This window comes from Peribacillus phoenicis (assembly GCF_047238085.1).
GTDB lineage: Bacteria > Bacillota > Bacilli > Bacillales > DSM-1321 > Peribacillus.
Window position 1 is genome coordinate 187065 of the sequence record NZ_JBDFMF010000001.1, and the last position, 13868, is coordinate 200932.

General features: G+C 43.6%; 9 protein-coding genes and 1 riboswitch. Of the genes, 7 read left to right on the forward strand and 2 right to left on the reverse strand.

Annotated features, from left to right (window positions below; all coding sequences use genetic code 11):
- The first annotated feature begins 159 nt into the window (after positions 1 to 159).
- The 3 genes from ABC374_RS00930 (at position 160) to ABC374_RS00940 (ending at position 4677) form a co-directional block, all read left to right on the forward strand.
- On the forward strand, positions 160 to 1485 hold the full coding sequence (locus tag ABC374_RS00930; RefSeq protein ID WP_350301130.1) for an aminotransferase family protein: 1326 nt from the start codon (positions 160 to 162) through the stop codon (positions 1483 to 1485).
- A gap of 18 nt (positions 1486 to 1503) precedes the next feature.
- Positions 1504 to 2937, forward strand: coding sequence for an aldehyde dehydrogenase family protein (locus ABC374_RS00935; RefSeq protein ID WP_413020219.1), 1434 nt, complete (start codon positions 1504 to 1506; stop codon positions 2935 to 2937).
- A gap of 219 nt (positions 2938 to 3156) precedes the next feature.
- Positions 3157 to 4677 carry an aldehyde dehydrogenase family protein gene (locus tag ABC374_RS00940; protein WP_350301132.1) on the forward strand — a complete coding sequence of 507 codons (1521 nt, stop codon included), beginning with the start codon at positions 3157 to 3159 and terminating at the stop codon, positions 4675 to 4677.
- A 286-nt stretch (positions 4678 to 4963) separates the two neighbouring features.
- Here the strand turns inward: ABC374_RS00940 and ABC374_RS00945 are convergent, their stop codons facing one another.
- The gene (locus tag ABC374_RS00945; RefSeq protein WP_413015276.1) at positions 4964 to 7012 is read right to left on the reverse strand and encodes a molybdopterin oxidoreductase family protein; all 2049 of its coding nucleotides are present in this window, start codon (positions 7010 to 7012) and stop codon (positions 4964 to 4966) included.
- A gap of 151 nt (positions 7013 to 7163) precedes the next feature.
- On the opposite strand from ABC374_RS00945, the gene putP reads away from it, so the two are divergent.
- From putP to megL, 4 genes are all read left to right on the forward strand, one after another.
- A complete protein-coding gene (gene putP, locus ABC374_RS00950) occupies positions 7164 to 8633 on the forward strand; it encodes a sodium/proline symporter PutP (RefSeq protein WP_350301134.1) in 1470 nt (489 codons plus the stop codon).
- Positions 8634 to 8747: 114 nt separating this feature from the next.
- Complete coding sequence (locus ABC374_RS00955) at positions 8748 to 10073, forward strand: ATP-binding protein (protein WP_413015279.1); 1326 nt, start codon at positions 8748 to 8750, stop codon at positions 10071 to 10073.
- A gap of 47 nt (positions 10074 to 10120) precedes the next feature.
- Positions 10121 to 11257 (forward strand): DEAD/DEAH box helicase, encoded by a 1137-nt coding sequence (locus tag ABC374_RS00960; RefSeq protein WP_413015281.1) that lies wholly within the window; start codon positions 10121 to 10123, stop codon positions 11255 to 11257.
- A gap of 235 nt (positions 11258 to 11492) precedes the next feature.
- Positions 11493 to 12668 (forward strand): methionine gamma-lyase, encoded by a 1176-nt coding sequence (megL, locus tag ABC374_RS00965; RefSeq protein WP_413015283.1) that lies wholly within the window; start codon positions 11493 to 11495, stop codon positions 12666 to 12668.
- Here megL and ABC374_RS00970 read toward each other — a convergent pair.
- Positions 12665 to 13402 carry a TspO/MBR family protein gene (locus ABC374_RS00970; protein WP_413015285.1) on the reverse strand — a complete coding sequence of 246 codons (738 nt, stop codon included), beginning with the start codon at positions 13400 to 13402 and terminating at the stop codon, positions 12665 to 12667. The two genes, megL and ABC374_RS00970, sit on opposite strands and share 4 nt — an antisense overlap.
- 202 nt (positions 13403 to 13604) lie before the next feature.
- Positions 13605 to 13735: riboswitch (FMN riboswitch) on the forward strand.
- Positions 13736 to 13868: the final 133 nt, after the last annotated feature.

Sequence of the window (13868 nt, forward strand, 5' to 3'; positions counted from 1 at the left end):
ACACACGCTCCTAATGATTCATCTATGAATCATTTTAACTTGAATACCTTTAATATAAGGCTCATATAATTTGGCATGCATCTTGCTATATCTATATATATAAATATAAAAAATTAAATAGCTTGAAAAAAATCCATACATGAGAAGGGTGTTTTTTACATGATTAAAGAGACGACGGGTATTCAGGAATTAATCGATTTGGATAAAAAGCATTTTATCCATCCGACTACGGCAATCGAACAACAGCAGGCAGATGGTCCAAGTTTCATCTTTAAGGAAGGAAAGGGAATATATCTTACGGATGTAACGGGCAGGACTGTCATTGATGGCATGGCTTCACTTTGGAATGTGAATATTGGACATGGACAAGAAGAGATGGCTGAAGTCGCGAAGGAACAAATGGCGAAGTTAGCTTTCACCTCAAGTTTCGCCACTTTCAGCAATGAGCCGGCAATCCGTTTAGCGGCCAAAATCGCTTCCATCGCGCCTGGGGATTTAAATGCAGTTTTCTTCACTTCAGGTGGATCGGAGTCGAATGATACGGCTATCAAGCTTGCTCGACATTACTGGCTTTTGAAAGGGCAGCCTAATCGTCAAAAAATCATTTCCCGCTCGAAATCTTATCATGGAGTGGCAATGGGAGCCACAAGTGCGACTGGCCTGAAACCGTTCCGAGACTTCACGAATTCAATCGCACCGGATTTTTACCATGTGGACGGTTCCTCCATTGAGGAGTTGCGTAAGGTCATAGAACAGGAAGGACCGGAAACGATTGCGGCATTTATCGCTGAACCGATTCAAGGGGCCGGTGGCGTGAACCTTCCTCCTGAAGGCTATTTTAAGGAAGTAAGGGAGATTTGTAATGAATACGGCATTTTAATGGTGACGGATGAAGTCATTACAGGTTTCGGAAGAACAGGGACTTATTTTGGGATTGAGCACTTTGGTGTTGTACCTGATATGATGTGCTTTGCAAAAGGTGTGACAAGCGGATATGCACAGTTAGGCGGGGTCGTCCTGAATGATAAGATGCATCAGGATTTCATTGCCCTTTCAAAAGGCACGCTTTTACACGGCTACACATACAGTGGCCATCCTATGGCTTGTGCGGTTGCTTTGAAAAATATTGAAATAATTGAACGTGAAAACCTGATAGAAAACTCTAAACAGCGTGGTGAAGAGTTGCTTGCCGGCTTTAAGAAGCTTCAAAGCAAACATCCGATTGTTGGTGATGTCAGGGCACTTGGATTAATTGGAGGCATCTCCATCGTAAAGGACAAACAAACAGGCGAAGGCTTTGAGACACAGCTTGCTCCAAGGCTGGTTGCTGAAGCGGCGAAAAATGGTTTGATTTGCCGGTCTGTTACGTTTGATCAAGATACACTCGTATTCGCACCGCCTTTAATCATTACTAAAGCGGAAGTCGAAAGAATAATTGAAATCCTTGATGAGACATTTACTGCTGTCGAAAAAGAAATTTTATAAGAGGTGAAAGTGATGGTCATGACGGAAACGCTGAAAAAGAAATTATTCATTAATGGTAAATGGCAAGAAGCTGAAAAGTTCACGACACTAAAGTCTCCTTATAGCGGGGAAGTTCTAGCGGAGATTCCTTCGGCAAGCCTTGAAGATGTCGAGTTGGCAATAGAATCAGCCTATCAAGCTAGAAAAACAATGGCAGCTTTACCTAGTCATAAACGTGCTGCCATACTTGAAAAGCTTGCGAGCCTTTTGGAAAGCCGCAAAGATGAGGCAGCTGAAATAATTGCTAAAGAGGCAGCGAAACCGATTAAAACGGCAATGGTTGAAGTATCCCGGACGATTGCCACATATAAATTTGCAGCAGAGGAAGCAAAACGGATTCATGGAGAAACATTGACGATGGATGCTACAGCTGACGGAGAAGGAAGAATAGGATACACAGTCCGTGAGCCTCTTGGTGTCGTGGGTGCAATTACGCCTTTTAATTTTCCGATGAACCTGGTTGCCCATAAAGTAGGCCCGGCGATTGCTGCCGGAAATACACTTGTCCTGAAACCTGCGAGCCAAACACCGCTATCTTCGCTATTTCTAGCTGAACTATTAGCCGAAACGGATTTGCCGGCAGGTGCGTTTAATTTAGTTACCGGAAGCGGCTCGGTAATCGGTGATAAATTAGTCACCGATGCACGGGTGAAGAGCATTTCATTTACCGGAAGTCCGGCTGTCGGAATCGGGATCCGTAATAAGGCTGGGTTAAAGAAAGTGAGTCTTGAACTAGGTTCGAATGCGGCTGTCATCGTTGATAAAGGGATTAATATCGATAAAATCATCCAACGCTGTGTATCGGCAGCATTCGCTTTTCAAGGGCAGGTCTGTATTTCCTTACAGCGTGCATATGTTCATGAAGAGGTATATGATGAGTTCGTCAAAAAATTCACAGAAGCAACGAAGGGCTTGAAACTTGGAGATTCTTTGGACCCGTCAGTGGATATTTCGGCATTGATCAGCGCTGGCGATGTACAGCGAAGCCTGGATTGGATCGGTGAGGCTAAACAACACGGTGCGATTGTTGCGGCAGGAGGCAAATCTGAAGGAAATATCCTGCATCCCACTGTTTTGCTGGAAGTGGATGCAATGCTTAAGGTATCTTGCCAGGAAGTCTTCGCTCCAATTGTTTTGATCAATAAGGTTTCTTCCGTTGAGGAAGCGATTGACTTGGTCAATGATTCCGAATTCGGATTGCAGGCCGGGATTTACACGGAAAATATCAATCTGGCTCTTTCTGCCGCAGAAAAATTGGAAGTCGGCGGTGTTATCATTAATGATATCCCAACTTACCGTGTCGACAACATGCCATATGGCGGAGTCAAAAAAAGCGGAACTGGCCGCGAAGGGCTGAAATATGCCATTGAAGAAATGACGGAAATGAAATTGGTCATTATTAACCGGAATTAATCAGAAAAGAGGTGAGCAGCTGCTCATCTCTTTTTTTTCTATGAATCTTGAAAGAGTTTGGCCCATGAGTTATGCAAAAATGAATAGGTAATTCACGACTGAATTTAAATGAGACAGGAAAGTGCAAAAAACCGTGAGTTACCTAATATTTCAAACTGGCATGAATCTTGCTCATATCTAATATATAGGTAGATAACTTAAAACCGAGGAGGAAATTACATGCAGGAAACATTGCAAAATAACAAGAAAAAAGACGGAACGGGAGCACTGGACTTAAAGATGTTCATCAATGGGGAATGGGTGAATTCGACTTCAGGTGAGAAGAGGGATGTATTGAATCCGGCTACAGGGGAAGTTATTGCCAAAGCTGCGGAAGGAACACAGGAAGATGTGGATGCAGCGGTCGAGGCAGCAAAATATGCTTTCTATGAAGGTGGTTGGTGGGGAACTCCTGCAGTGGAAAGAGCTCGCATTTTATTCAAAATAGCCGACAAAATAGAAGAAAAAGCTGAAGAACTAGCTGCGTTGGAAACATTGGATAATGGGAAACCATTGCGTGAGGCTCGTTATGATATCGCTGATTCAGCAGCCTGTTTTAGATATTATGCAGGATTGGCTACAAAACCGACAGGTCAGACTTTTGAAGTTCCTGACGGCCAGCAAGCGATGGTCGTAAGGGAACCGATCGGTGTATGCGGGCAGATCGTTCCATGGAATTTCCCACTAATGATGTCAGCCTGGAAACTGGCTCCGGCGCTTGCAGCAGGAAATTCCGTTGTATTCAAACCATCTGAGATCACTCCGGTGACAGCGGTCAAACTATTTGAAATCATGGATGAAGTCGGATTGCCAAAGGGTGTCGCAAACCTTGTGTTAGGAGCAGGGCCAGTTGTCGGACAAGCCATTGCCGAACATGAGGAAATCGATAAAGTAGCCTTTACAGGAGGAACGGCAACAGGACGTAAGATCATGGAGGCTTCACTTGGTAACCTAAAGAAAGTGACATTGGAGCTCGGCGGGAAATCGCCTAATATCGTATTTGCGGACTCTGACTTTGAGACTGCAGTTGATTATGCTCTATACGGGATTTTCTGTAATCAAGGACAAGTGTGCTCAGCAGGATCCCGTTTACTATTGGAAGAGTCCATTTACGATCAGTTCATTGCAAGTCTTACTGCGAAGGCGAAAAAGATCAAAGTAGGTTCAGGTTCTGATGAAAACAGCCAGATGGGACCTATCGTTTCAGAAGCCCATATGAACAAAATATTATCGTATATCCAAATCGGAAAAGAAGAAGGTGCCAAATTAATCGTCGGTGGAAATCGAATTAAAGAAGAAGGCATGGATAAAGGTTACTTTGTCGAACCTACTATTTTTGTTGATACGACACCGGACATGCGGATTGTGCAGGAAGAAATTTTTGGCCCGGTGCTTGTCGTTCAAAAATTCAAGGATGAAGCGGAAGCTCTTCGACTTGCCAATGATACGAAATATGGTTTAGCGGGAGCGGTGTTCACGAATGATATCGCAAAAGCATACCGTGTCATTAAAAAAGTGCGTGCCGGCATCACATGGATTAACTCATATCATCCAACTTATAACGAAGCTCCTTGGGGAGGGTTCAAGCAAAGCGGAAATGGACGCGAACTGGGAACTTTCGGTTACGAAGCTTATACGGAAGTGAAGCAAATCAATAACAACTTGGATATCCAGCCAACAGGCTGGTTTGATGCAGAGTAAATAGCTTGACGAAAAGGCTGCTCCTTGGGGAACAGCCTTTTTTGGTGGAATCGGAGATATATTCCGAAAATCGGAGATATATTCTTGAAATCGGAGATATAATCCGAAAATCGGAGATATAATCCGAAAATCGCAGATATAACGCCGGACTCGGAGATATAATCCGCAAAATCGCAGATATAATTCCGGAATCAGAGATATAATCCGGAAAATCAGAGATAAAACTCCGAAATCGGAGATATAATCCGAAAATCGCAGCTATATTCAAAGATTGCTCAACGTTGATCTACTCTTGTTGGACTTTTTCGAGATCGACCCGCCCTGAGAAGAAAACGGCGCCATTACCCATATCCGCGAGGCGATCTGGGGTAAGGGAATTGATGTGTTGCTTTGTTTCGGGCGTATTCTGCCACAAGCCTTGGCTGACAAGAACGCCTGGTAACACATTTTCACCGGGAGCAGCGGTAAGCAAACATTCACCGCGACCGTTCCAGATTTTTACGATATCTCCTGGGGCTATCCCCATAGTTTTGGCATCAGCGGCATTCATGTGCAGTTTCGGTTCCTTTTCCATGGAGATATGTTTGGCATTATTTGAAAAGGTTGAATTCAAGAAATTGTGATTAGGTGCCGGAATGAATAAAAATGGCAGATCGCTGTCTTTAATGATTGGCGTATATGTTGGCAAAGGCTCGTATCCATCCCGCTTCATCCGTTCGGAATAAAGTTCGATTTTACCGCTTGGTGTCGGGAGTTTGCCTGGGAACATCGGCCGCATTTTGGCTTTGACAAATTGATTCCTTGAAAGGGAGTCATAGGTTATGCTTTCCAAATGCGGGTTGTCGGGAAAGTCCAGAGCCTGCCGTATCATATCTTCCTCTGAATCTCTAAATGCTTGTTCCCCAAATCCCATTCCAACAGCCAACAGTTTGAACAATTCAACATTCGATTTCGATTCGCCATATTTTTCGACTACAGGCTTTTGTATTTGGACGTAATTATGCCAGTATGAATTATAAAAATCCTCCGTTTCATAAGATGATGTGGCAGGAAGAACGAGGTCGGCAAACATGGCCGTTTCGGTTAAGAATAGATCATGGACCACTGTGAATAGATCTTCCCGCATTAGACCTTCCTGTACCTTATTTGCATTCGGAGCGACAAGTGCTGGGTTGGAGCCGTATACAAACATGGAGCGAATCGGGTTTTCTTTTTCCAGAAGAGCTTGACCGATTTGGTTCATATTAATGGTCCGGGTAGCTTTATTTTGCAATAAATCAGGACGTCTTAAGGCATTTGTATTAAACGCTAGATATCCTGAATTCCCTTTGATGGCTCCGCCGCCTTCCGCCATCCATTGGCCGGTAAGTGCAGGCAGGCAGGCAATGGTGCGTACTGCCATGCCGCCATTGTCATGGTGCTGCAGGCCATTGCCTATCCGTACGAATGATGGACTTGTCGTGCCGTACATCCTGGCTAATTCATATAAGTCATCAATTGGAACGCCAGTGATCGCGGAGACCGTCGCAGGGTCATATTGGCGGACGTGTTCGCGCAATTCAGCAGCACCCACTGTGTATTCATCGAGAAAGGGCTGGTCGACTAGATTCTCGGCATATAAGATATGCATTAATCCGAGGGCGAGCGCACTATCTGTACCAGGCAGAATCGGAATGAACCAATCCGCCCACTTGCCGGTTTGGTTTTTATGTACGTCAATGACAACTACTTTGGCCCCGTTTTTTCGGGCTTGCTGGGCAAGCGTAACTTGATGCATATTTGTGCTCACAGCGTTAATGCCCCACATGATGAAAAGCTTTGTATGAATCGTTTCTTCCGGGTCGGTGCCGAATGAACCACCCATTGTATAGCTGTATCCGACTGAGCCAGCCGCGTTACAAATGGAACGTTCGAGCATGCTTGCACCTAGCTTGTGGAAAAAACGGCGATCCATCCCCTCAGCGCTAAGATTGCCCATGTTTCCGTAAAAGCTGTAGGGAAGTATGCTTTCCGGACCGTGCATTTCGATCAGGTCTTTCCATTTGGATGTGATTATGTCAATGGCCTCTACCCAGCTGATTGGAGCGAATTTCCCTTCACCTTTCGGACCGATACGCTTTAATGGCTGCTTTAAGCGATTGGGGTCATATAGACGGGCAGTCATGTTGCGTACTTTGTTGCAAATATTCCCTTTTGTGACTGGATGATCAGGGTCTCCTTGAACTTTAATGATTTTCCCGTCTTTTTTGTGCAGCAGTAAACCGCATTGATCAGGACAGTCAAGAGAGCAAACAGAGGGAAAGACTCCATCTGGCTGATTGATATAGGATTGCATGGCGTATTCCTCCTAATAATTTAATCTAATAAAATGAATTTTCTTAATTATATTGAAAGTGAAATCGATGAAAGGTGCAAGAACTTCTTAACATATGTTTTTTTTTCTGATAAGCTTACTAGATGAAAAATTAACCTAGGGGGATTCATTTTTGGATTACGGAATTATAATATCAATTGGTATATACATGGCCGGCATGCTGTTAATTGGTTATTTGGCCTATCGGAAAACGGCAAACTTAACCGATTACATGCTTGGCGGCCGGAATTTGGGCCCGGCTGTAACTGCATTGAGTGCAGGTGCTTCAGATATGAGCGGCTGGCTGTTGATGGGTCTTCCGGGTGCAATGTACATAAGCGGGTTGAGTGCTGGCTGGATTGTCGTCGGCCTGTGTGCAGGGTCTTATTTAAACTGGCTATTCGTGGCACCAAGACTTCGGACATATACGGAAGTAGCCGGCAATTCGATTACGATTCCCGACTTTTTGGGAAATCGGTTCAAGGATGGCTCCCGGGTTTTAAAAGTGGTATCGGCATCGGTCATTTTAATTTTCTTCACCTTTTACACATCTTCAGGTATGGTAGCAGGCGGCGAGCTTTTCCGCACGGCATTCAATTTGGATTACCGTTGGGGCATTTGGCTGACGGCGAGCGTCGTTATTCTTTATACATTATTCGGCGGATTCCTGGCTGTTAGCTGGACGGACTTCGTACAAGGTACGATTATGTTCATTGCCTTAATTCTAGTACCGGTTGTCACGATTGTAAATATTGGTGGCTGGGATCCCACCTTCAATGAAATAAATTCGATCAACCCGAATTTAATGCATGTTTTTGAAGGAACATCAACCATTGGCATCATATCTCTTCTGGCATGGGGGCTTGGTTATTTCGGACAGCCTCATATAATCGTTCGATTCATGGCGGTTTCATCTGTTAAAGAATTGAAAAGCGCACGTCGAATCGGTATGGGCTGGATGATTTTTGCCATCGTCGGAGCGATGTTCACCGGGTTGGTGGGGATTGCTTATTTTAACCTGACAAGCAGTCCTTTAGGGGAAAAAAATGCTGAGTCCGTCTTCATCATTTTAGCTAAAGAACTGTTTCCTTCCCTAATTACAGGCTTTTTGTTGGCTGCGATTTTAGCAGCGGTCATGAGTACGATTGCATCTCAGCTGTTAGTATCGGCAAGTGCCCTGACCGATGATTTCTATAAGCAGTTCATTCGGCCGAAGGCGTCTGATAAGGAATTAGTGCTGGTAGGTCGGTTTGGTGTATTGGCGATATCTGCCATTGCCTTATTATTGGCGTTTAATCCAAGCGGTACGATCCTTAAATTGGTGGGTTATGCATGGGCTGGTTTCGGAGCGGCATTCGGTCCTGTCATTCTGTTAAGCCTGTACTGGAAACGAATGACGAAATGGGGAGCCCTGGCGGGAATGATTGTCGGTACGGCAACCGTGATCGTCTGGGATATGATCGATAAGTTCGCTGAAGTATACGAAATCATTCCTGGTTTCATCGCTGGTTCAATAGCGGTGGTCGTTTTCAGCTTATTAACGGCCAAGCCTACAAAAGATATAGAAGAAGAATTCAATCAAGCCATTAAAAACCTCTCTTGATCATTGAAGGTCCAGTTAAAATGCTCTGGATTTTTTAGCGATATAAAACAATGATTACAATATATATGGTACAATATCGATAGAGTCCTTATGTTTAAAACATGAGGGCTTTTTTTGAGTGATTTGGGAATAATAAACCAAAAACAATACAAAGGAAAAAATATGAACCAATCTCATAAAATTGCATGTAAAGTGGCTTTTATATATATAATCATTGGGGTCTTATGGATTGTCGTTACGGATTACATCTCTATGACACAGGCAAGGGCAGATGTTCAGATATATGCAATGTTTCAACATTCCAAAGGGTGGATGTTCATTTTCATAACCGGGCTTTTCCTATACTTCATAATCAGGTATTGGACGGGTAAAATGTTGAGGTCCCAACAGGAATTCAATCTGAAGGATGAACAGTATCGGTCGCTGTTCAAGCATAACCCGGATTGTGTCCTTGAGCTTAATCTCGAAGGAAATGTTGTTTCGCTAAACCCGGAAGCTGAGAAACTGTTGGGTCATAATAGTGACAATTTGAAAGGTAAGAATGCGAATCATCTCCTCAACTGGAATGAAAGTGATAAAGTATCTGAATTCTTTTTACAGTCCCTTCAAGGGGAGGCTGTTAAATTCGAAACGACCATCCAGAATAGCAGTGATGAAAAACGGATATTCCGTGTGACCTTTTTACCGATCATCGTTCACGCGGAAATGCTAGGGGTATATGCAATCGTTAGGGATATTACTGAATTGCGGCGCGAAGAGGAATTGATGATCATGTCTGAAAAGCTATCTGTTATCGGACATCTGGCTGCCGCCGTCGCACATGAGATAAGGAATCCACTGACATCGTTAAAAGGATTCGTACAGTTAATGGATATGACCAAGGAAGTAAACCCGCTGCATTCCGATATTATGTTAAAGGAAATTGACCGAATCAATATTATCTCAAGTGAACTTTTGGTTCTCGGGAAGAAACAGGATGTCGCATTTCGCAGGATCGATTTTGCCGACAGTTTACAGCAGGTATTCACGTTGATGAAAGCAGAAACGAATTTGAATAATATCGAAATGGGGTTCAGGGTTAAAACTGCCGAACCGATTTATATTATGGCTGATTCAATTGAACTTAAACAGTTGGTAATCAATATCATAAAGAACAGCATTGAAGCGATAAAGGATAATGGGGAAATTGAAATTTCGCTGCAAATCATCGATGGACAAGCTGTAGTCAGCGTGAGTGATAATGGCATGGGAATGGGGCCCGAGCGTCTTGAACGGATTGGTGAGCCTTTTTACTCCACGAAGGAAAAGGGCACAGGGATCGGGCTTGCAATTTGCCGGAAGATCGTTCATCGCCTTCAGGGGGAAATGCATTTTGAAAGTGAGATAAACAAAGGGACGACGGTTACAATTCGCATTCCGTTGGCTACTGGACAAGAATAAATGGTACTATGAAAGATAGGAAAAGTTTTATATTAAAGGAGAACGATATGAGCGAATTACCTGCATTAATAAACGATAGAAAACCATATATACAAGAGGTCTGGAAAAAGTCCGGATTCGGACAACTTACCCCGATTCAAACGAAAGCGATTCCCGTGATAGTCGAGGGAAAAGATATCATGGCCGAATCACCGACAGGTACAGGGAAAACATTAGCATATTTACTGCCTTTGCTGGAAAAGATAGATCCTGAAAAAAAATCGCCCCAAGCTTTGATTTTGGCATCATCACGAGAACTGGTCATGCAAATCAATGAAGAAATTCGCATTTGGTCAGAGGGAAGTGGCATTACAGGTGCAGCATTCATCGGCGGTGCTAATGTGAAAAGGCAGTTGGACAAACTGAAGAAGCGTCCACAGGTGATTGCTGGAACACCGGGACGGATTTACGAATTAATTGCCCAAAAGAAATTGAAGATGCATGAAGTTAAGACGATAGTACTTGATGAAGGTGACCAATTGATCACTCCGGAGCATATGGGAACGATCAATAATATTATCAAAACAACGCTAAAAGACCGGCAAATCATGGTGTTTTCAGCGACCCTGCCGGAGGAAACGGAAAAAGCGGCAAGGGGATTCATGAATGAACCCGAAATGATCAAGGTTGATAAGCATGAAAAAATGGAATCAAAGGTGGACCATCTTTACTTTGTTGTTGAGAGACGGGAAAAGTCCAAGATTCTGGAGAAAATCACAAGAATTAAAGATGTGAAGGCCCTTGCCTTCCTGAATGATATAGCAGAGCTGAGCGTCTTACATGAAAAGCTGAGCTATAAAGGTATTGAGATGGGCGTGCTTCACGGCGAATCCAATAAAGTCGACAGGGAGAAAGCGCTGCGCAAGCTTCGTTCCGGAAAATCCCCGATGCTGATAGCAACGGATGTAGCGGCAAGGGGGCTGGATATTAAAGGCCTTACTGCGGTCGTCCATATTGATATGGCTGACAACATCGAACAATATATCCATAGATCCGGGAGAACTGGGCGTGCAGGTGCAGATGGCACTGTCATTTCAATCGTAACGGAAAGAGAAGAGCGAGAGTTGAAAAAAATGGCTCGTGAACTTGAGCTACCATTAACGAGAGTAACCTTCTATGGTGGAAACATCGTAGTCGATGAATGATTCGCAAAAAGGGACGGCCATGGCGGCTGTCCTTTTTTTACGAATGCCCGTAGGTTTAAAAAGAGTTGCTCAATTTGCAGAATCCAACTGAACTTGTTCATCTATTGCCCTCGGAGAAATCATATTATATTAAATTCAGGAGTTCATTTATGGGTGATAATCATGAATGAAAACGCTTCCTTTATATGGATTTTTGACATATGATAGCAATAGACATAGGTTAGGAGGAGACGGTATGACAGGAAAGTATAAACAATTTGAAACGGCAGTCATCCATGAAGGATATGACTCGAAGAAGCATTTAGGAAGTTTGGCAACACCCTTATTCCAAACCTCAACATTCACTTTCGAAAATGCCGAGCAAGGGGAGAGGCGTTTTGCCGGTATGGAAGATGGATATATTTATTCGCGACTTGGAAATCCAACGGTACAGGTGCTTGAAGAAAAGATTGCCGCTTTGGAAGGCGGGGAAGCTGGCCTTGCTTTCGGTTCAGGCATGGCTGCCGTTTCAGCTGTGCTTTTTGCGTTAACGAAAACAGATGACCACATCCTGTGCTCACAGGGGTTATATGGTTGTACATTTGGCCTCCTGCAGCTAATGAAAAATAAATACCGCATCACTCATGATTTTTGTGAAATGGATACAGAAGAACAGGTAAGGAAAATGATCCGGCCGGAAACGACCTGCATCTATGTAGAAACCCCGATCAATCCGACGATGAAAATGATTGACTTACAGATGGTGGTGAAAGTTGCGAAGGAATATAATGTGACGGTCGTAGTGGATAATACGTTTTCGACGCCATACCTACAGAGACCGCTTGAGTATGGCTGTGATATCGTCCTTCATAGCGCTACGAAATATCTTTGCGGGCATGGGGATGTCGTTGCAGGACTTGTCGTAGGTAAGAAGGAATTCATGAATCAGGTAGCTGGGACTACACAGAAGGATATCGGTGGAATCATTTCACCTTTCGATGCTTGGTTACTATTGCGGGGGTTAAAGACCTTGCCTGTCAGGATGGACCGTCATTCGGCCAATGCAATGGAAATCTTTCATGAACTTAAGAAACATCCAAAGGTGAAAAAGGTATATTATCCAGGTGATGAAGCTTCACCGGACCATTATATAATGCACAAACAGATGAAACATGGCGGCGGCCTTATCTCTTTCGAATTGCATGGCACAAAACAGGATGCACAGAAATTCCTCAATAAATTGAAACTAATCAAAATTGCCGTAAGTCTTGGGGATGCCGAAACATTGATCCAGCATCCCGCTACCATGACGCACTCTGCCGTTCCTGAAGATTCACGGAAACAAATGGGCATCAGTGACCAGCTGGTCCGTCTCTCAGTTGGCCTAGAAGCTTGGCAGGATGTCTGGCAAGATCTTCAGCAAGCATTTTAAGCTACCATTTTTCTTCTATTTTTAATGAAGATGGTGATGGATACGACAAAAGTGAAGACAGCCAGGATATAAGAAATGTCCGTAATTACCGGATAGGCGGAGCTATTTCGTATCCCGATGCCTATGAACGCCCAAACGAATACGAGAGGATAGCACCAATCCCGGTTTTTACCTGCAAAGACAAAAGCCAGGATTGTTGCTGCAATCAGCAGGACGATCGTCCAGGCTAAACTTGAAACCCCAAAGCCGTCCCATTTGATATACGTGAGGTAATAAGAAATGTCAGCGATCGTTGCAACACTTACCCAGCCTGTATAAACGGAAAACGGAAATAGGTCGAAAGGAGTGTGCTCCACCTTTTTTATGCTTGTATAAATGACCATTAAAGTAGCCAAAAGAGCAATGATAATGAATACGGATAACAAAAAGTGTTCATAGTGCCAAGCCAAAAGCCAAGCTCCATTTAAGACACAGCTTAAAGCGAACCAAGGGAAGGATGCCTTATAAGCAGGGCTGTTTTGATGTTTGCTTAAGAACTGCCTGAATACCCAGATGGCGAGCAGGAAATAGATCAAGCCCCATATGGAAAATACATATCCGGCAGGAGTGAAAAGGACATCAAGTTTATCGGAAATCTCTCCTGATGTCTGGCCGTTCAATGGCAGGAAATTAGCTAAAAAATTCATCGTGACGACGAACAGATAGAAAATCAAGTTGATGATGGAAATAAGCATTAGGGCTTCCTCCTTATATGAATTGTGATTCTCTATCCCTATTCCACAAATTTAGCCTGATTAACCTCTTTGGAGCACATCGGGGACTTGGGGGTCGATTTTTCATAAAGGGAGGAAGTTTCTGTAACAATTGAACCATTTAAGGTTAGAAATTTTACATCTTCACTTTATGGTGATAAAATATTCAAAGATTCATATTATTTTAGTCCTTCGGGGTCGGGTGAAAATCCCAACCGGCGGTGATGAAGAAATTCTAAGCCCGCGAGCCTGTTAAAGGCAGGATTTGGTGAGATTCCAAAGCCGACAGTAAAGTCTGGATGGGAGAAGGACGTGTGGAACCCAAGTGTATACGTACGCCTAATTTTTCAAAAATGAAAATATTAGGCTTTTTAGGTATACAATTTTTTTCACTCATTTCTCCTGCTAACTCCTTAGGTCATCCTAAGGGGTTTTTTATATTTTATAA